Origin of the sequence: Kitasatospora sp. NPDC056651 (genome assembly GCF_042792155.1) — a bacterium.
In the GTDB taxonomy this organism is placed as follows: domain Bacteria; phylum Actinomycetota; class Actinomycetes; order Streptomycetales; family Streptomycetaceae; genus Kitasatospora.
In genome coordinates this window covers 39434-58767 of sequence record NZ_JBHTWX010000022.1, presented here as the reverse complement: position 1 = coordinate 58767, position 19334 = coordinate 39434, and the positions used below count along the sequence as shown (strand labels likewise).

General features: G+C 72.6%; 14 protein-coding genes. 6 read left to right on the top strand and 8 right to left on the bottom strand.

Going from position 1 to position 19334, the window contains the following annotated elements; all coding sequences use genetic code 11:
- Positions 1-82 precede the first annotated feature (82 nt).
- A complete protein-coding gene (locus tag ACFRAR_RS11980) occupies positions 83-1981 on the top strand; it encodes an ABC transporter ATP-binding protein (RefSeq protein ID WP_380697491.1) in 1899 nt (632 codons plus the stop codon).
- Between the two features lie 160 nt (positions 1982-2141).
- Here ACFRAR_RS11980 and ACFRAR_RS11975 read toward each other — a convergent pair whose 3' ends face one another.
- Positions 2142-3002 carry an alpha/beta fold hydrolase gene (locus ACFRAR_RS11975; RefSeq protein WP_380697457.1) on the bottom strand — a complete coding sequence of 287 codons (861 nt, stop codon included), beginning with the start codon at positions 3000-3002 and terminating at the stop codon, positions 2142-2144.
- 142 nt (positions 3003-3144) lie between these two features.
- Positions 3145-5016, bottom strand: a complete 1872-nt coding sequence (gene lepA, locus ACFRAR_RS11970) for a translation elongation factor 4 (protein WP_380697456.1) — start codon at positions 5014-5016, stop codon at positions 3145-3147.
- 244 nt (positions 5017-5260) lie between these two features.
- On the opposite strand from lepA, the gene ACFRAR_RS11965 reads away from it, so the two are divergent.
- The 4 genes from ACFRAR_RS11965 (at position 5261) to ACFRAR_RS11950 (ending at position 8637) form a co-directional block, all read left to right on the top strand.
- Positions 5261-5566 carry an antibiotic biosynthesis monooxygenase family protein gene (locus ACFRAR_RS11965; protein ID WP_380697454.1) on the top strand — a complete coding sequence of 102 codons (306 nt, stop codon included), beginning with the start codon at positions 5261-5263 and terminating at the stop codon, positions 5564-5566.
- 88 nt (positions 5567-5654) lie between these two features.
- Complete coding sequence (locus tag ACFRAR_RS11960; protein ID WP_380697453.1) at positions 5655-7139, top strand: acyltransferase family protein; 1485 nt, start codon at positions 5655-5657, stop codon at positions 7137-7139.
- 137 nt (positions 7140-7276) lie between these two features.
- A complete protein-coding gene (gene rpsT / locus ACFRAR_RS11955; RefSeq protein WP_196951699.1) occupies positions 7277-7546 on the top strand; it encodes a 30S ribosomal protein S20 in 270 nt (89 codons plus the stop codon).
- Positions 7547-7953: 407 nt separating this feature from the next.
- The gene (locus ACFRAR_RS11950) at positions 7954-8637 is read left to right on the top strand and encodes a hypothetical protein (protein ID WP_380697451.1); all 684 of its coding nucleotides are present in this window, start codon (positions 7954-7956) and stop codon (positions 8635-8637) included.
- Positions 8638-8706: 69 nt separating this feature from the next.
- On the opposite strand, the gene holA is transcribed toward ACFRAR_RS11950, so the two are convergent.
- On the bottom strand, positions 8707-9705 hold the full coding sequence (gene holA / locus ACFRAR_RS11945; RefSeq protein WP_380697450.1) for a DNA polymerase III subunit delta: 999 nt from the start codon (positions 9703-9705) through the stop codon (positions 8707-8709).
- Between the two features lie 74 nt (positions 9706-9779).
- Here holA and ACFRAR_RS11940 point away from each other — a divergent pair, with 74 nt between their 5' ends.
- Positions 9780-10073 (top strand): hypothetical protein, encoded by a 294-nt coding sequence (locus ACFRAR_RS11940; RefSeq protein ID WP_380697448.1) that lies wholly within the window; start codon positions 9780-9782, stop codon positions 10071-10073.
- A gap of 267 nt (positions 10074-10340) precedes the next feature.
- Here ACFRAR_RS11940 and ACFRAR_RS11935 read toward each other — a convergent pair whose 3' ends face one another.
- The 5 genes from ACFRAR_RS11935 to leuS all read right to left on the bottom strand — a co-directional run bounded on the left by ACFRAR_RS11935 (position 10341) and on the right by leuS (position 19186).
- Positions 10341-12974, bottom strand: a complete 2634-nt coding sequence (locus ACFRAR_RS11935; RefSeq protein ID WP_380697447.1) for a ComEC/Rec2 family competence protein — start codon at positions 12972-12974, stop codon at positions 10341-10343.
- A 90-nt stretch (positions 12975-13064) separates the two neighbouring features.
- A complete protein-coding gene (locus ACFRAR_RS11930) occupies positions 13065-14072 on the bottom strand; it encodes a helix-hairpin-helix domain-containing protein (RefSeq protein WP_380697445.1) in 1008 nt (335 codons plus the stop codon).
- Positions 14073-14242: 170 nt separating this feature from the next.
- The gene (locus ACFRAR_RS11925; protein ID WP_380697444.1) at positions 14243-15088 is read right to left on the bottom strand and encodes a DegV family protein; all 846 of its coding nucleotides are present in this window, start codon (positions 15086-15088) and stop codon (positions 14243-14245) included.
- 84 nt (positions 15089-15172) lie between these two features.
- Entirely contained in the window at positions 15173-16015 is an 843-nt protein-coding gene (locus tag ACFRAR_RS11920; RefSeq protein WP_380697442.1) for a hypothetical protein, read from the bottom strand.
- 282 nt (positions 16016-16297) lie between these two features.
- On the bottom strand, positions 16298-19186 hold the full coding sequence (gene leuS / locus ACFRAR_RS11915; protein WP_380697441.1) for a leucine--tRNA ligase: 2889 nt from the start codon (positions 19184-19186) through the stop codon (positions 16298-16300).
- Positions 19187-19334 lie beyond the last annotated feature (148 nt).

Here is a 19334-nt window from a genome sequence, read left to right as displayed (position 1 = left end):
GACCGGCCCGCAGAAGCCCGACGCGCCCAGCGACTCCCAGGCCGCCGCCGCCCGCCGCGGCCCGGCCGGCCCCGGCCGCTTCATGGGCGGCCAGGGCACCGAGAAGTCCATGGACTTCAAGGGCTCCGGCAAGCGCGTCCTCGGCCTGCTGCGCCCCGAACGCAACACCCTGCTCGGCGTCCTGGCCCTCGGTGTCCTCGGCATCGGCTGCGCCGTCATCGGCCCCAAGATCCTCGGCGACGCCACCGACCTGATCTTCGCCGGCGTCATCGGCGCCCGCTTCCCGGCCGGCACCACCAAGGACCAGGTCGTCGACGGACTGCGCGCCCACGGCGAGGGCGGCTTCGCCGACCTGCTCTCCGCCGTCGACTTCACCCCCGGCCAGGGCATGGACTTCGGCGCCATCGGCACCGTCCTGCTCTGGGTGCTCGGCATCTACCTCGCCTCCGCCGTCTTCGGCATCTTCCAGGGCCGGCTCGCCACCCGGGCCGTCCAGGCCGCCGGCTACCGGCTGCGCCAGGACGTCGAGGCCAAGCTCTCCCGGCTGCCGCTCAGCTACTTCGACAAGCAGCCGCGCGGCGAGGTGCTCAGCCGGGTCACCAACGACATCGACAACATCGGCCAGTCCATGCAGCAGACCATGGGACAGGTCGTCAACTCGCTGCTCACCGTGGTCGGCGTGCTCGCGATGATGTTCTGGATCTCCCCGCTGCTCGCCGTGATCGCACTGGTCTCGGTGCCCGTCTCCGTCGTCGTCGCCACCAAGGTCGGCAAGCGGGCCCAGCCCCAGTTCGTCCAGCAGTGGAAGTCCACCGGCCAACTCAACGCCCACATCGAGGAGATGTACACCGGCCACACCCTGGTCAAGGCGTTCGGCCGACAGCACGAGGCCGCCGAGACCTTCCGCGAGCACAACGACGCGCTCTACCAGGCCAGCTACCGGGCCCAGTTCATCTCCGGCATCATCCAGCCCGCGATGATGCTGATCGGCAACCTCCAGTACGTGCTGGTCGCCGTCGTCGGCGGCCTGCGGGTCGCCAGCGGCGCGCTGTCCATCGGCGACGTCCAGGCGTTCATCCAGTACTCCCGGCAGTTCAGCCAGCCCCTCACCCAGGTCGCCAGCATGGCCAACCTGCTGCAGTCCGGCGTCGCCTCCGCCGAGCGCGTCTTCGAACTGCTCGACGCCCCCGAGCAGAGCCCCGAACCCGCCATGCCCGAACGGCCCGACGTGGTGCGCGGCCGGGTCGCCTTCCAGGACGTGTCCTTCCGCTACGACCCCGACAAGCCCCTCATCGAGGACCTCTCCCTCAAGGTCGAACCCGGCCAGACCGTCGCCATCGTCGGCCCCACCGGCGCCGGCAAGACCACCATGGTCAACCTGCTGATGCGGTTCTACGAGGTCAGCTCCGGACGGATCACCCTCGACGGCGTCGACATCGCCGCGATGTCCCGCGAGGAACTGCGCTCCGGCATCGGCATGGTGCTCCAGGACACCTGGCTGTTCGGCGGCAGCATCGCCGACAACATCGCCTACGGCGCCGAGTCGGCCACCCACGAACAGGTCGTCGAGGCCGCCAAGGCCGCCCACGTCGACCGCTTCGTGCGCACCCTGCCGGACGGCTACGACACCGTCATCGACGACGAGGGCGCCGGCGTCAGCGCCGGCGAGAAGCAGCTGATCACCATCGCCCGGGCCTTCCTCGCCCAGCCGTCCATCCTCGTCCTGGACGAGGCGACCAGCTCCGTCGACACCCGCACCGAGGTGCTGATCCAGCGCGCCATGGCCCGGCTGCGCACCGGCCGCACCAGCTTCGTGATCGCCCACCGGCTCTCCACCATCCGGGACGCCGACGTGATCCTGGTGATGGAGAACGGCTCGATCGTCGAACAGGGCTCGCACGACGCCCTGATCGCCGCCGACGGCGCCTACGCCAGGCTCTACCAGGCGCAGTTCGCCGAGGCCGCGGTCGAGGTGGACTGACCCGCGCGGCGTCCACGTGAGAGGCCCGGCCGGGGTTCCCCGGCCGGGCCTCTCACGCATGACCGCCGGCCCCCGCCTCCGGTGCGCCAGGCCGTCTCACACACCCGCCGTCTCATGCACCTGCCGGCTCACACACCCGACGGCTCACGCACCTGCCGTCTCACACACCCGCGAGGAAGGCGAGGACGGCCTTCGCGGTCTCCCCGGGCCGGTCCAGGTGGGGGTAGTGGCCGGACTCCTCGATCATCGCGACGGCCGCGGGTGCGGCGGCCAGGTCGGCGGCCGTCCGCCGGGCCTCGGCGGCCGGGTCGGACATGTCGGGGTCCTCGGCCCCGGTGACGATCAGGGCCGGGCAGCCGACCTGGCCGTACCGCGGCGCCAGTCCGCCGAGGATCTCCCGCAGCTGGGCGCGCAGCGCCACCATCCGGCCCGGCCTGGCCAGGTCCGCCTTGATGCCCTCGACCGACCGGTCGAAGTCGGCGGGCCTGGCGGCCGGGAACAGCGAACGGTAGAACAGGCCCCACAGCGCGGGGGAACGCGTGACCAGCCAGGAGGCCGCCCGCATCCACGCCTTGGGCCTGCTCCCACCGGCGAACGTGCCGATCAGGACGAGGCCGGCCACCTCGGCGGGCGCCTCCGCGGCCGCCCACACCGCCCCCGCGCAGCCGATCGAGTGCCCGATCACCGTCGCGGGCCCGCCCAGCTCGCGGATCAGCGCCAGGACGTCGCCGCCGACCGCGTCACTCCCGTACGAGGGCCAGTGCGCGCTGGACTTCCCGTAGCCCCGCACGTCCGTGTTGGCGACCCGGTGGCCCGCCGCGGCCAGTGCCGGGGCCAGCAGCCGGTAGGTCGAGCCGTTGTCCCCGAGCCCGTGGACCAGCACCACCAGCGGTCCGTCCTGCGGCCCGCTCAGCTGGTACGCGATGCGGCCGTCCCGGACGTCGAGATACCGGGTCTCCGCGGCGCCCATGGCATCCATGGTGTCCGCGGCGCCAGTGTCCATGGCCTTCATGTCGTTCATGACATCCCCCTAAGGCTATTATCCAGAAAGCTAACAGTCTTAGTTTCGGCGCGCAAGGGGCTTCCCGCCGGCCGAGGGGGAACCGCCGGCGGGAACGGCGAAGGGCCCGGGCGGATGTCGCCCGGGCCCTTCGCCACGATCGCTACTTCTTGCTGTCCTTCGGCGGCTCGGCGTCGGTGGACAGCGCGGCGATGAAGGCCTCCTGCGGGACCTCCACGCGGCCGACCATCTTCATCCGCTTCTTGCCTTCCTTCTGCTTCTCCAGCAGCTTGCGCTTGCGCGAGATGTCACCGCCGTAGCACTTGGCGAGAACGTCCTTGCGGATCGCGCGGACCGTCTCACGGGCGATCACCCGGGAGCCGATGGCCGCCTGGATCGGCACCTCGAACTGCTGGCGCGGGATGAGCTTCTGGAGCTTGCCGGCCATCATCACGCCGTAGCCGTAGGCCTTGTCCTTGTGGACGATCGCGGAGAAGGCGTCCACCGCGTCGCCGTGCAGCAGGATGTCGACCTTGACCAGGCTGGCGGACTGCTCGCCGATGGGCTCGTAGTCCAGCGAGGCGTAACCACGGGTCTTGGACTTCAGCTGGTCGAAGAAGTCGAAGACGATCTCCGCGAGCGGCAGGGTGTAGCGCAGCTCGACCCGGTCCTCGGACAGGTAGTCCATGCCCTGGAGGTTGCCGCGGCGGGACTGGCAGAGCTCCATGATCGCGCCGACGAACTCGTTGGGCGCGAGGATGGTGCCGCGCACGACCGGCTCGAACACCTCGGCGATCTTGCCGGTGGGGAACTCGCTCGGGTTGGTGACGGTGTGCTCGGTGCCGTCCTCCATGACCACCCGGTAGACCACGTTGGGGGCGGTGGAGATCAGGTCGAGGTTGAACTCGCGCTCCAGCCGCTCCCGGATGATCTCCAGGTGCAGCAGCCCGAGGAAGCCACAGCGGTAGCCGAAGCCGAGCGCGACCGAGGTCTCCGGCTCGTACACCAGGGCGGCGTCGTTGAGCCGCAGCTTGTCCAGGGCGTCGCGCAGCAGCGGGTAGTCCGAGCCGTCCAGCGGGTAGAGGCCGGAGAACACCATCGGGCGCGGGTCCTTGTAGCCGCCGAGCGGCTCGGTGGCGCCCTTGTGCATCGAGGTGATCGTGTCACCGACCTTGGACTGCCGGACGTCCTTCACACCGGTGATGATGTAGCCCACCTCGCCGACGCCGAGGCCGTCGGCGACCTTCGGCTCGGGCGAGATGACACCGATCTCCAGCAGCTCGTGGGTGGCGCCGGTGGACATCATCGCGATGCGCTCGCGCTTGGTGAGCTGGCCGTCCACCACTCGGACGTAGGTGACCACGCCGCGGTAGGAGTCGTACACCGAGTCGAAGATCATCGCGCGGGCCGGGGCGTCCTTGACGCCGACCGGGGCCGGGACGGTATTGACGATGTGGTCCAGCAGGTCCTCGACGCCCAGACCGGTCTTGGCGCTGACCTGGAGCACGTCGCTCGGGTCGCAGCCGATGATGTGGGCGATCTCGGCCGCGTACTTCTCCGGCTGGGCGGCCGGGAGGTCGATCTTGTTGAGGACCGGGACGATCGTGAGGTCGTTCTCCAGCGCCAGGTACAGGTTGGCGAGGGTCTGCGCCTCGATGCCCTGGGCCGCGTCGACCACCAGGATGGTGCCCTCGCACGCGGCGAGGGAGCGGGACACCTCGTACGTGAAGTCCACGTGGCCGGGGGTGTCGATCATGTTGAGGATGTGCGTCGTCCCGGCGTCCGGACCGGTCTTCGGCGCCCACGGGAGGCGGACCGCCTGCGACTTGATGGTGATGCCGCGCTCACGCTCGATGTCCATGCGGTCGAGGTACTGGGCACGCATCTGCCGGGGGTCGACCACGCCGGTGATCTGCAGCATCCGGTCTGCGAGCGTCGACTTGCCGTGGTCGATGTGGGCGATGATGCAGAAGTTGCGGATCAGCGCCGGGTCGGTACGGCTGGGCTCTGGCACATTGCTGGGGGTCGCGGGCACCTTGGTCCGATTCTCCGTTGGTCCGGGGCCGGGGGTGTCCGGGTCATCGCTGACCGGCTTCCCGGGGACCGGACAGTCTCGTCCGATCGAAATAGTTCCTCCCATCTTCCCACGACTGCGGACCGGGCTGCCGTTCGGGCACCGTCCATGCTTTCCTCAGCCCCTCGCCCCCGCTTTCCTCTGCGCCGCACGGCGGTTCCGTGGGGCTGCCCCGACGGCGCCCCGGACGGCAGGATGGGCTGCCATGATCCTCGAAAGCGCCCTGCTCGACGTCCTGCCCGGCCGGGAGGAGGAGTTCCTCGCCGCCTTCGCCGAGGCCCGCCCGCTGATCGCGGCCCAGCGCGGCTTCCGCTCCCTGCGGCTGCGGCGCTGCCTCGACGACGGCCGCGACTCCCGCTTCCTGCTCCAGGTGGAGTGGGACACCCTCGCCGACCACACCGAGGGCTTCCGCCGCTCCCCCGAGTACCAGCGCTGGCGCGCGCTGCTGCACCACTTCTACCGGCCGTTCCCCGAGGTCGAGCACTACGGCGAGCCGCTGCTCGACGCCTAGGCCCTCCTCCCGGTGGGCTCACCGGCGGCCCCCGGAACTTGCACTCAGGTAACCGGGTCATACGATCCGTAAGCTAACCTGCCCAGCCGTGAGACGCATCCAACTGAGTCGCGTACCCCGCGGAGCGCGGACAAGACGGCACGACAAGGCCGAGGCGGCCCCGGCACGGCTCGGCTGGCTCGACGCGCTACGCGGCCTCGCCGCCCTCGCGGTGGCCCTGCACCACTTCGGACTGCGGTTCTTCGTCCCGCACGGCGTGGCACTGACCCACCGCTTCGACCTCGGCCTGTTCGGCGTCATGCTGTTCTTCCTGGTCAGCGGCTACATCGTGCCCGCCTCGCTGGAACGCCGGGGCGACATGCAGGCGTTCTGGGTCGGCCGGGTGTTCCGGATCTACCCGGCACTCATCGTGGCCTTCGTCGCCGCCCTGGTGATCCTGCCGTCCGGACACAACCAGATGATCGACCGCGCGGTCTTCGACCACCCGCTGCTGTCGCTGGGGGCCAACGGCCTGCTGCTCCAGGACCTGCTGGGCGTGCCCAACGCCATCAGCATCATGTGGAGCCTCACCTACGAGATGGTCTTCTACTACTTCGTGTCCGCCCTCTTCGTGCTCCGCAAGCACCGGCAGAGCGGACCGATCGCGGCGGGCTTCGCGACCTGCGCCGTCCTGCTGGGCGGCGTGCTCACCCCGGCGAACCTGGCCGGCCAGGGCCTGTCGACCCAGAACCTGATCCTGGCCACCGGCCTCGTGGTGGTCATGGGCCTGTTCTGCGCCCTCAGCGGCAACCCGCAGCTCACCCGCACCGGGGCCCTGCTGCTCGGCGTGCTCGGGTTCGTGCTGGCCTTCGGCAGCAGCCGGTCCGCCATGTTCGAGACCCTGATGATCTTCGCGACCATGTTCGCCGGAACCGTCCTCTACCGCGCCGAGCACGGCCAGATCGACCGCATCCAGGCCATCGCCTACTGCGGATTCGTCTTCCTCGCCGGAGTGCTCGGCGGGCGCATGTACAACCACGGGGACGCCCTGTGGCGGACCTGGACCACCAGCTGGATGGCGTGGTCCTTCGCCTACGCCGGGGCCTGGATCGTGTTCGTCCTGGGGATGGCGCTCAAGAAGCGGCGGTTCCCGAAGGCCCTCACCTGGCTGGGCACCGTCAGCTACTCGGTGTACCTGCTGCACTGGCTCGTCATCGACGGCATGGACTGGCTCCACGGCATGCCGTGGCTCTTCCTCGGGACCCCGCCGCCGACATCGACCAGGTTCGCGGTCCTCTTCACCCTGACGTTCCTGGCGGCCACGCTCCTGGCCGGCTACCTGATGTACCGACTGGTCGAGGTGCCGTTCCAGAAGCTCGGACGGCGGTTCCTGGCCTGGCTCAAGCGCCGTACCGGCGGTCAGGGTGCCGCTGGTCCCGGTGTCGGCGGTCCGGCCGACGCCCGGGGGGCCGCCACCCCGGTCCCCGCCCGGGCCACACCGGCGGTCGGCACCATCGCCTCCCCCGGCATCGCCGTCCCCGCCCCCGCCGCCCCGGGCCACGTCACCCCGGACCCGGTACCACCGCGCCACTGAGACGGCCGGTTTGAGGCGTGCGGGCGGCCCCTGGTACCGTGGGCTGCTGCACCTGGCATCGGCATGCCCTCTCAGCAGGACCGATGGCCATCGGGTGCGAACCCGTTCAGATTCTTTAGACAGACTGAGGCTCTTTCGTGGCGAACATCAAGTCCCAGATCAAGCGCAACAAGACCAACGAGAAGGCGCGCCTGCGCAACAAGGCCGTCAAGTCCTCGCTGAAGACCGCTCTGCGCAAGGCCCGTGAGGCCGCTGCCGCCGGCGAGACCGAGAAGGCCGTCGTGCTGGCCCGCGCCGCCTCCAAGGCGCTGGACAAGGCCGTGAGCAAGGGCGTCATCCACGCCAACCAGGCCGCCAACAAGAAGTCGGCCATCACCAAGCGCGTCAACGCGGCCGCCCAGGCCTGACGCCCCGGGGCCACCGGCCCCACCGCTTCGGGACGACCCGGCCCTCTACCCGGACCCCCGAGGCGCGCGAGACTCGCACCGCACGCGGCCTGCGTTCGCCACGCGGGTGCGGTGCACGAAGCAGTGCGACAGGCGTCGCAGTCCGCCTCCTTCCGGAGGCGACTGCGGCGCCTGTCGCGTTCCACGGTCCGGCCGCTATGGTCGACCGGGTTCGACGGGGTGCGGGGAGCACCCCGCTCCGCCAGGCCCAGGGGGGACCTTCCATGACGATGCCACCGCCGCCACCGGCTTCGAACGGGCCGGGGTACGGCCACCCGCAGCAGCAACAGCCGGCGGTGCCGGGGTTCGGGCCGCCGCAGCCACCGCAGCCACCGCAGCCGCCGCCCGGTCGGTTGGGGGTGGCGGGGATGCCCGGGGCACCAGGGATGCCCGCCGCCGGTCCTGCCGGGCGGGCCGGGGGCAACCTGCGCCGCAACGCCGTCTGGGCCTTCGTCGGCGCCGTGGTCGTCTCGATCGGCTGGACCGCCGCCGTGACGGTCGTCCCGGGCATGGTCACCAGCGACTCCTCGCCGCGGGGCCTGAACGGCTACCACCTCTCGGACGACTTCTGCACCACCGGGAAGCCCAACAAGCTCCTCCAGACGTACTCCGTCTCGGACACCTCCGCGCCGACCCACCACACGGACCGGCACCCCGCGCTGGACAGCATGAACTGCTCGATGTCGCTCAAGCGCACCGGCGGCAACAGCGACAGCGAGTACGCCAACGTCTACATGCGCGCCGACCTGCACAAGGCGGTCAACCCGGCGCCCGAGCTACAGGCCAACAAGGAGCTGTACCGGGCGCGCGGCTACCAGGTCACCGACATCCCGGGGCTCGGCGAGCAGGCGTACTTCCTGTACAAGGACGACGGCTCGGACCAGTACCACAGCGTCTACGCCGAACTGGACATCCTCGACGGCGGGATGACCTACTACATCAACTACACGGCCAGCTACACCGCGGGGAAGGGCAAACCGCCGTCCAAGGACGACCTGCGCAGCACCCTCCAGTCCGACGGGCAGGACGCCGTCCGATCCATGAAGAAGTAGGCCCGCCGACCGGCGTCGCCGACCCCGCCTATGCGTGCCGACGTGTGTCGCCCCGCCGCCCCGCCGCCGTCAGTACACCGGGCGGGAGCCGGCCCGGGAGGCCCGCGCGACGGCGACCACCGCGCGCTCCAGGGCGAAGGCCGGGTCGTCCGAGCCGCCCTTGACGGCGGCGTCGGCCTGGGCGATGGCGGTCAGCGCGGTGGCCACCCCGTCGCCCGTCCAGCCCCGCATCTGCTGGCGGACCCGGTCGACCTTCCACGGCGGCATACCCAGCTCCCGGGCCAGGTCACCCGGGCGCATGTTCCGGCCGGCGCTCGCCAGCCGTCCGATGCTGCGCACGCCGGAGGCCAGCGCGTAGGTGATGCCGGTCGGCGGCTGGCCGACGGCCAGCGCCCAGCGCAGCCGCTCCAGCGCCTCCGCGGCCCGTCCGGTGACCGCGAGGTCGGCCACCTCGAAGCCGGTCGCCTCGGCCCGGCCGCTGTAGTAGCGGGCCACCACCGTCTCGTCGATCGCGCCCTCGACGTCCGAGGTCAGCTGACTGCACGCGGCCGCCAGCTCACGCAGGTCGCTGCCGAGCGCGTCCAGCAGCGCCTGGCAGGCCTCCGGCGTCGCGGAACGACCCAGGGTGCGGAACTCCCCCTTGACGAAGGCGAGCCGCTCGCTCGCCTTGGCCAGCTTGGCGCAGGCCACCTCGCGCCCGCCGGCCTTGCGCCCGGCGTCCAGCAGGCCCTTGCCCTTGGCGCCGCCGGCGTGCACCAGCACCATGATCACTTCCTCGGCCGGCGCCTCGATGTACGCCTTGACCTCCTTCACCGAGTCGGCGGAGAGGTCCTGCGCGGCCCGGACCACGATCACCTTGCGCTCGGCGAACAGCGAGGGCGTGGTCAGCTCGGCCAGGCTGCCGGGCTGCAGGCCACCGGGCGGCAGGTCCCGCACGTCGGTGTCCGGGTCCGCCGCCTTCGCCGCCGCCACCACCTGGGCGACCGCGCGGTCCAGCAGCAGCTCCTCCTGGCCGACCGCGAGGGTCAGCGGGGCGAGCAGGTCGTCGGGTGCACTCTTCCTGGCCATCGCGTACCAGCATCCCACGGGTCACGGACACTCCCGCCCGACGGAGCGGACGGCCCTGCCTGGACAATGGCCCGGTGAGCGAGAACCACACCACCGACCTCCCGGACGTCGACGACCCGTACGTCCGGCAGCTACTCGTCCTGCCCGACCGCGACGCCGCCGAGGAGACCGCCGAGGAACTCGGCGCCACCCAACCCGACCTCGGCAAGCTCGAAGTCGTCCGCGACGCGCTCGCGGGCGAGGACGACGCCGAGGACGCCCAGTGGCTGATCGTGGCCGAGGCCCCGGAAAGCGGCTGGACCCCTGCGCTGCTCCACGTCCTCGACACCCTCGCGTCCGGCTACGACGGCTGGCGCGAGGAGGCCTGAGGACCCCGGCCGGGGCCGGAGCGCGCCGGAACGGCCTTCGGGTCATCCTGCCCCGTCTTTCCGGGCAGGTGCCCTGGTAGCCGGGGATCTCTGCGGCTGCCGTGTGGAGTCATGAAGTCCAGGGTTTTCCCCGGCGCGCTCCGGGCTGGCCCGGAGCGCGCCGGAACGTTTCTGCTGGGCCTGCGCCCGCCCCTCTCCACTCCTCCCACAACCCCTACCCCTTTCCCTGCCCCACATGGTTGGTGGGAGGAGGAGGGCCCGGGCAGGTCACACCGGCGGAGCCCGCGGGGAGGCCTGGGTCCGCTCGGGGTGGGGACCCGAGGCCGAGGGCCCGTGGCCGCGCGGGTGGCGGGCCGCGTGGGCGGGCTGCGGGTGGACGGCCACGCCGAGGGTGGCCGGGGAATCGCCCGTCACCGCGATGTCCCCCTCCCGGTCGGTGCGCAGCACGGTGGCGCCCAGCGCGCGCAGGTGGTCGACCGTCCTCGGGGACGGGTGACCGTACGTGTTGCCCTCGCCGCAGGAGACGAGCGCCAACCGGGGCCGGAGCGCACCGGCCAGGGTCCAGTCCTGGTGGGCCGAGCCGTGATGCGCCACCTTCAGGACGTCCACCTTCCCCACCCGGCCCAGCAGCGCCGACTGGGCCTGCGGTTCGAGATCTCCGAGCAGTGCCATCCGTAGTCCTCCTGTCAGTGACACCATCAATGCGACGCTCGCGTTGTTGGGGCCGGGCGCCTCCACCGCCGCACCTGGCACGGGCCACACCACGTCCCAGGCCAACTCCGCACCGACCGAACGCCGTTCACCCCGGCCGGCTCTCATCAGAGAGACGCCGGCGCCTGCGGCCCAGCCCGCCACCCGGGCCGCCTCCCCCGGTGGGTCGTCCAGCGTGGTGCCCTCGATCGCGCCGACCCTTCGGCTCCGCAACACCCCTGGTACGCCCTCGACGTGGTCGGCGTGGAAGTGCGTCAGCAGCAGTAAGGGAACCGACGTGACGCCGAGGTCGCGCAGACACCTGTCGGCGGCGTTCGGATCCGGCCCTGCGTCGATCACCACCGCGCTGCCCGGCGCCCCCGCCGCGAGGGCCAGCATGTCCCCCTGCCCGACGTCGCACATCACCAGCCGCCACCCGGGCGGCGGCCAGCCGGTGGCGATCCGGGCGAGCTGCGGCGGGCGCAGCAGCACGGCCAGCAGGGCCGCCGTCAGCAGCCCCGTCACCAGTGCCCGCACCCAGCGTCGCCGCGTCGGTGCGGGGCTGCCCGGCGCGGCCCGTCGGGGCAGGAGGAGCGGCGCCGCCCAGCAGGCCGCCAGAACGGCCAGCGCCACTGTCGCCGTCCCGAACCACCCTCCCGGCCAAGCCAGTTGGCCACCGGGCAGCTCGGCGCCGCGGCGCGCCACCAGGGCGAGCCAGCCGACCGGGACCCCGGCAGGCTCCGCGAGCAGACGGGCCAGGGCCGGGAGGAACGGGTGCAGGACGAGCACCCCGAAGCCGAGCAGCGTCGCCGGCGCCACCGCCAGCTCGGCCAGCAGGTTGCACGGGATGCCGACCAGGCTGACGTGCCCGGACAGCACCACCGTCACCGGTGCGCACAGCGCCTGGGCGGCGGCCGCCGCCGCGAAGGCACCCGCCAGGTGGTGCGGCCAGCGTCGGGCCCGCAGGGCCTCGGCCCAGTGCGGCCCGAGGACGAGCAGCCCGGTGGTGGCGAGTACCGAGAGCAGGAAGCCGAACGAGTGCGCCAGGAACGGGTCCAGCAGGACCAGCACCAAGACGGCACCGGCGAGCGCGGGCACAGCCCGGCGGGGACGGCCGGAGGCCAGGGCCAGCATGCCGATCAGCCCCGTCCCTGCCGCCCGCAGCACACTGGGTTCGGGTCGGCAGACGGTGACGAAGGCCAGTGTCAACGCGGTGCCGAGCAGGGCGCCGGTGCGCAGCGACAGCCCCAGCGTCGCGGCCAGTCCGCTCCGCTCCGGGGTGCCGGCCTGTCCGGGCGCGCCCAGCAGCGCGCCGAGGACGATCGCCAGGTTGGCTCCGCTGACCGCCACCAGGTGGACCAGGTCGGTGGCGCGGAAGGCGTCGTCGAGGTCGTCGGGCAACCGCGAGGTGTCGCCGACGACCAGCCCCGGGAGAAGCCCCCGTGCGTCCGCCGGAAGTCCGTCGGTGGCCGTGCGCAGGCCTTCGCGCAGGTGCCCGGCGATCCGCTGCGGAAGGCTCGGCGGAGCCAGCTGCCGGGGTGGCCCGTGGACGACCAGCAGTGCGGCGGACTCGGTGTCGTGGCCCTCCCCCGGCGGCCGCACCTCGGCCTCCGCGGCCAGCCGCTGGGACGGGAGGAGCCGCTGCCAGGACCCACTCTCCGCTCCCCGGGCCATGACGGTCGCCGGCGTACGCGTGCGCGTGGTCCGCCCGTCCGGGAGCAGGGTGACGCGGTCGACCACCGCGGCCACGGTGAGGAGCGTCTGACCGCCGACCGTGCCGCCCCGGGAGGTGCGGATCTTCGGGTCTCCCGTGACGGTCAGCTCCACCTCCACCGCCGGGGCGGCCGCGCCCGGTTCGGCGGCCGCGGACGCGTGGGCGAGTTCCGGCAGCGGCCCCCGGTGGAGGTCGGCGGTGTGCAGCGGGGTGGCGATCGCGGCCGCCGCGCCGGTGAGCAGGACGGCGGCGAGCGTCGCCTCGGCCCCTCGTCGGCGCAGCACCCCGGGCCGGGTGAGCAGCAGGACGCCCCCGAGCGCCGCAAGACCCGCCGCGCTGAGGACGAGGGCCTCGTATCCCGGTTCCAGACGCAGGAGCGCCGCCGAGACCACCCAGGCCGAGACGGCGGGCAGCAGCAGGCGGAAGTCCGCGCCCTGGGAGCGGGACGAAGCAGCCGGAACGGCCGACGTGGTGGCGGCGGGCACCGTGGGGGACATGGCGGCGCCTCCCTTCGAAGGCCGGTGCGACGGGGCAGGGCGGGCGGACGGGCAGATGGGCGGACGGGAAGGACGAAGGAGGAGGGAACGTCAGAGAGTGAGCAGCGGACGGAGCTCCGCGTACGTACGGGCGCCGATACCGCTGACCTGCCGAAGCTGGTCGAGGGAGCGGAAGGAACCGTGCGAGGTGCGGTAGGCGAGGATGCGTTGGGCGAGGGTGGGGCCGACCCCCGGAAGGGTGTCGAGCTGTTCGAGCGTGGCCCGGTTGAGGCTGACGGGTGTTCGGGGCGCGGCCGGACCTGGGGGTCCGCTCCCGCTGCCGACGGCCGGAGCGGGCCCCTGTTCGCCGACCAGGATCTGCTCGCCGTCCGTCAGGACGCGGGCCAGGTTGAGGTTCCTGGTGTCCGTCTCCGGGAGCGGACCGCCTGCCGCGCGCAGGGCGTCGGCCACCCGGGAGCCGCCGGGCAGGGTGTGCAGGCCTGGGAGGTGGACCCGCCCGCCGATGTCGACCACGACGACGGACCCCGCACCGGAGGCGGCCTCGGGGCCGGCGCCGGGCCCGGCTCTGGAAGCGGCGGCGGGGCCGTCGGTGGGGACGGGCTGGTCGGCCACCGCCGGTGTCGCGGCCGCCGCCAGCGCGGGCACGGCGACCGTCTCCGGCCGGGCCAGCCAGAAGTGCTGGACGGCGTAGCCGACCGCGAACAGCAACAGGACGGCCAGCCCGGCCACCGCGCGCCGGTCGAGCGCCAGTGCCGAAGCGGACGAGGGGAAGGAGGAGAACCGCGGACGCGCCCCGGCCTCGGACAGGTACACGGATTCCTCGCCGGGATCGACCGCGCCGCCCGCATCCAGCACCAGCGACGGCGACGGCGACGGCGGCCCGGTGGCCGACACCGACCGCTCCCCCGCCGGAGACGAGGCCGCCCCCGGCGAACCCACGCCCGACGGGCCCACGCCCGACGGACCCGCGTCCGAGCCGCCCACCCCTGCCGGGCCACCCGACGGCTCGCCATCCCCCGGCAGCATCGCGGCCATCCGCAGCCGCACCGTCTCGTCGATCACGTGGCGCTTCGCCGCGCCCAGGCTCATGGTCGTCATGCCGAGGACGGTAGGAGTCCTCCGGCGAGCGTGCGGAAATCAACGAAACCCTGTGGAAAACCTGGGGGTTGTGGACAAAAAGCGTCACTCACAAGAGCGAGTAGGGCCGTCAAAAGTTGACCGAGTGGCCGGACAACCAGACAAGCGGACGGGAAAACGCCCGCCCGCCCTCACCGCGGCGCGACCACCACCGCGAGCAGCCCCGGCCCGACGTGGGCGCCGATCACCGCCCCCACCTCGCCCACGTACAGCTCCCGCAGCCCCGGCACCCGCGCCCGCAGCCGCTCCGCGAGCGGCTCGGCCCGCTCTTCGGCCGCCAGGTGGTGCACGGTGATGTCGACCTCCCGCTCCCCCGAACGCTCGACCGCGATCTCCTCCAGCCGCGCGATCGCCCGCGACGCCGTCCGCACCTTCTCCAGCGGCTCGATCCGCCCGCCGTCCAGGTGCAGCAGCGGCTTGACCGCCAGTGCCGATCCGAGCAGCGCCCGCGCCGCCCCGATCCGGCCCCCTCGCCGCAGGTGCTCCAGGGTGTCGACGTAGAAGAACCCGCTGGTTCCGGACGCCCGCCGGCCGGCCGCTTCGGCCGCCTCGGCCAGGCCCTGCCCGGCCGCGATCGCCTCGGCGGCCGCCAGCACCCCGTACCCGAGCGCCATCCCGACCAGTCGGCTGTCCACCACCCGCACCGGTACGGGCGCCTCGGCGGCGGCCAGCCTGGCGGCCTCGACGGTGCCGGACAGTTCGCCGGAGATGTGCACCGAGACGATCCCCTTCGCCCCGGCCTCGGCGGCCGACCGGTAGGTGGCGGCGAAGGTCTCCGGGTTCGGCCGGGAGGTGGTCACCCGCTGCTTGCCGCGCAGCGCCTCGGCGACGTCCTTCGGGGTGATCTCCACGCCCTCGCTCAGGACCGAGTCACCGACCGCGACGCTCAGCGGGACCACCGTGATCCCGTGCCGGTCGAGGGCATCCTGCGGCAGATAGGCCGTGGAATCGGTGACAAGTGCGAGGTCGGAGGGCATGAGCCGGAGGTTACTCCCCGTAGGTCCGGGAGGACAGCGCCTGCTCCCGCCCCGGCCCGATGGCCTCGCGGCAAGCCGCCGGACTCAGCCCGCCGAGGGCCCGGCCGACGGCTTGCGCAGCCGCTGCGCCAGCTTGGCCAGCGGATCGGCCAGCCCGAGCAGCTCCTCCGCGCTCGGATGCCCCTTCCCGTCGGTCAGCCCGGCCCGGGCCGCACGCCCGGTCGCACCGGCCGAACCCGGAGCACCACCGGCCGAACCCGGAGCACCACCCGCCGGCGAACCCGCGGAAGCCCGACCGGCCGCCCCCGTGAAACCCGCAGCACCGGTAGGACCCGCAGAGCCCGCGGCCCCTGCGGCCCCCGCCGCACCCCCCGCACCGTCCCAGTGCCGCAGCGCCCCGGCCTCGCTCTCGCACTCCTGGCTCAGCCGGCTCAGCTCGTCGTCCGCGAACCGGTGCATCCGGTCCTGCGCCGCCCAGCGCATGGTCTCCGCCGAGTGGGTGATCCGCTCCGCCCGCTCGCGCAGCTCCGGCAGCTTGGCGGCGATCCGCGCGGTTTCCGGCTCGCGCTCCAGCATCCGCAGCTCGCCGTCGAGCTCGGCGGCGTGCGCGTCGAGCCGGTTCAGCAGGGCGAGCGACTCGCCGAGCTGGCCGTCCTGTGCCAGGCCGCCCTCCAGCACCTGCCGGGTGCCGTCGAGGGAGGTCCGCAGGCCCAGCCGGACGGCGGCGATCTGCGCGGGCGGGCCGACCTGGGTGTACTTCTTCGCCTTGAGCGTTGCGGTCTCGACGGCGCGCCGGGCGTTGGCCTCGTGCTTCTCGATCTTCGCGCCGACGGCCTTGGCAGCCTTGACCGTGCCGACGACGGCCAGGACCATCACCGCGACTCCGAAGAGCAGGGCCAGACCGATCATCACGCCGAACACGTCCATCGCGCGCCACCTTCCGCCGCCGTTCCGGCCCCACCGGGCCCAACGCGGGCCGCATCACCGAGAGTTCCACGGTAGCCGCCGGACCCCGCCCGGGGGAGGCCGGAGCGGTCCCGGCGGGCGGAGATCAGGGTCAGATCCGGGATCTCCCCGAGGGACCCGGGACCCCGGCGAAACCCGGGATTCCCCCGACGAAACGCCCCACGAGGGCCCCATGAACACCCCCGAAACGCCGGGCGGGCGCCCCGGAGGACGCCCGCCCGACCACTCCCGCAGGAGCCGCACTCAGCCCGTGACGATGTTCACCAGCTTCGGCGCCCGCGCGATCACCTTCCGCACCTCGGCCCCGCCGATCGCCGCGACGACCGCCGGCTCCGCCAGCGCCAGCGCCTCCAGCTCGGCGTCCGAGATGCCCGGCGCCACCTCCAGCCGCGCCTTGACCTTGCCCTTGATCTGCACGACGCAGGTCACCGTCTCGTCCACCACGTACGCCGGGTCGGCGACCGGGTAGTCGGTGTGCGCCAGCGAGTCGCCGTGGCCCAGGCGGCGCCACAGCTCCTCGGCGATGTGCGGGGCCAGCGGCGCGACCATCAGCACCAGCTGCTCGGCCACCGCCCGCGGCGTGGAACCGCGCTTGACCAGGTGGTTGTTCAGCTCGATGGCCTTGGCGACCGCCGTGTTGAAGCGCAGCCCGGCCATGTCGCCGCGGATGCCGTCGATCGCCTTGTGCAGGACGCGCAGCGTCGCCTCGTCCGGCTCCTCCTCGGTGACGACCAGCTCGCCGGTGGTCTCCGAGACGACGTTGCGCCACAGGCGCTGCAGGAAGCGGTACGAGCCGACGACGGCGCGGGTGTCCCACGGGCGGGAGACGTCCAGCGGGCCCATCGACATCTCGTACAGGCGCAGCGTGTCGGCGCCGTACTCGTCGGCGATGTCGTCCGGCGCGACGGCGTTCTTCAGGGACTTGCCCATCTTCCCGGCCTCGCGCTTGACCGGCTCGCCCTGCCAGAAGTACTGGCCGTCGCGCTCCTCGACCTCGGCGGCGGGCACCGGGAAGCCGCGCTCGTCGCGGTAGACGTCGGCGGTGATCATGCCCTGGTTGAACAGCTTGTGGAACGGCTCGACGGACGAGACGTGGCCCAGGTCGTGCAGCACCTTGTGCCAGAAGCGCGCGTACAGCAGGTGCAGCACGGCGTGCTCGGCGCCGCCGACGTACAGGTCGGCGCCGCCTGCCGGCTTGTTCTCCGTCGGGCCCAGCCAGTACTTCTCGTTGGCCGGGTCGACGACCGCCGAGGAGTTCGCCGGGTCGACGTAGCGCAGCTCGTACCAGCAGGAGCCCGCCCAGTTGGGCATGGTGTTGGTCTCGCGGCGGTACTTCCTGACACCGTCGCCCAGGTCCAGTTCGACGTTGACCCAGTCCTCGTTGCGCGACAGCGGGGTCTCCGGCGAGGAGTTGGAGTCGTACGCGTCGAAGGTGCGCGGCGAGTAGTCGTCGACCTCGGGGACCTCGACCGGCAGCATCGACTCGGGCAGCGCGTGCATGACGCCGTCCTCGTCGTAGACGATCGGGAAGGGCTCGCCCCAGTACCGCTGGCGGCTGAACAGCCAGTCGCGCAGGCGGTAGTTGACGGTGCCCTCGCCGATGCCGCGCTCGGCCAGCCAGGCGGTGACGGCGGCCTTGGCGTCGACGACGCTCAGCCCGTCCAGCGTCAGGTCGCCTTCGGTGCGGGCGGAGTTGACGATGACGGAGTCGTAGGTGTCGAACGCGTCGTCCCACTCGGCCGGGTCGGAGCCGCGCCCGTCGGTGGGCTCGACGACGCAGCGCATGGGCAGCGCGAAGGCGCGGGCGAAGGCGAAGTCGCGGTGGTCGTGGGCGGGGACGGCCATGATGGCGCCGGTGCCGTAGCCCATCAGCACGTAGTCGGCGATGAACACCGGGACGGGCTCGCCGCTGACCGGGTTGACGGCGTGGGCGCCGGTGAAGACGCCGGTCTTGACCTTGGCCTCGACCTGCCGCTCGACGTCCGACTTGGCGGCGGCCGTGGCGCGGTAGGCGGCGACGGCCTCGGCGGGGGTGGCGGCGCCGCCGGTCCACTCGGCGGGCACGCCCTCGGGCCAGGCGGCGGGGACGATCGAGTCGACCAGGCCGTGCTCGGGGGCCAGCACCATGTAGGTGGCGCCGAACAGGGTGTCGGGCCGGGTGGTGAAGACGGTGATCTTCTGGTCGCCGGGGGCCGCGAAGTCGACCCGGGCGCCCTCGGAGCGACCGATCCAGTTGCGCTGCTGCAGCTTGATGGCCTCGGGCCAGTCCAGCAGGTCCAGGTCCTGGATCAGCCGGTCCGAGTACGCGGTGATGCGCATCATCCACTGGCGCAGGTTGGACTTGAACACCGGGAAGTTGCCGCGCTCGGAGCGGCCGTCCGCGGTGACCTCCTCGTTGGCCAGTACGGTGCCCAGGCCCGGGCACCAGTTGACCGGCACCTCCTTGGCGTAGGCGAGGCGGTACTCGCCCAGCACCTCGTCGCGCTCGGCGGTCGACAGCTCGGCCCAGGCGCGCCCGCCCGGCACCTCGCGCGCGCCGGACTCGAACCGGGCGACCAGCTCGGCGATCGGACGGGCCTTGCGGGCGGCCTCGTCGTACCAGGAGTTGAAGATCTGCAGGAAGATCCACTGGGTCCAGCGGTAGTACTCCGGGTCGATCGTGGAGATCGAGCGGCGCGGGTCGTGGCCCAGGCCCAGCCGGCGCAGCTGGTGGCGCATGTTGGCGATGTTCGCCTCGGTGGAGACCCGCGGGTGGGTGCCGGTCTGCACCGCGTACTGCTCGGCGGGCAGGCCGAAGGCGTCGTAGCCCAGCGTGTGCAGCACGTTGTGGCCGGTCATCCGCTGGTAGCGGGCGAAGACGTCGGTGGCGATGTAGCCCAGCGGGTGGCCGACGTGCAGGCCCGCGCCCGAGGGGTACGGGAACATGTCCATGATGAAGCTGTGCGGCTTCGCGGTGACGTCGCCGGCCGCCGGGTCGGCCAGCGCACCGGTGGGGTTGGGGGCGTGGAAGGTGCCCTCCTTCTCCCAGATGTCCTGCCAGCGGGACTCGATCTCGGCCGCCAGCGCGGCGCTGTACCGGAACGGCTCGGTCGCGGTCTCGGCCGCGCCGGACGCAGGGGTCGTCTCGCTCATGGTCCTTCAAGCTCCATCGATGTCAGTTGGCGAACCGCGCAGGCGGCCGGCCCGTGGACCCGGCCCGGGACGGGGTCGGGCGCGGAAAACAAAAAGTCCCCTCGCAGGAGGGGACGCCACGCCGACTCCGGCACCGCCCGAGGGCGCG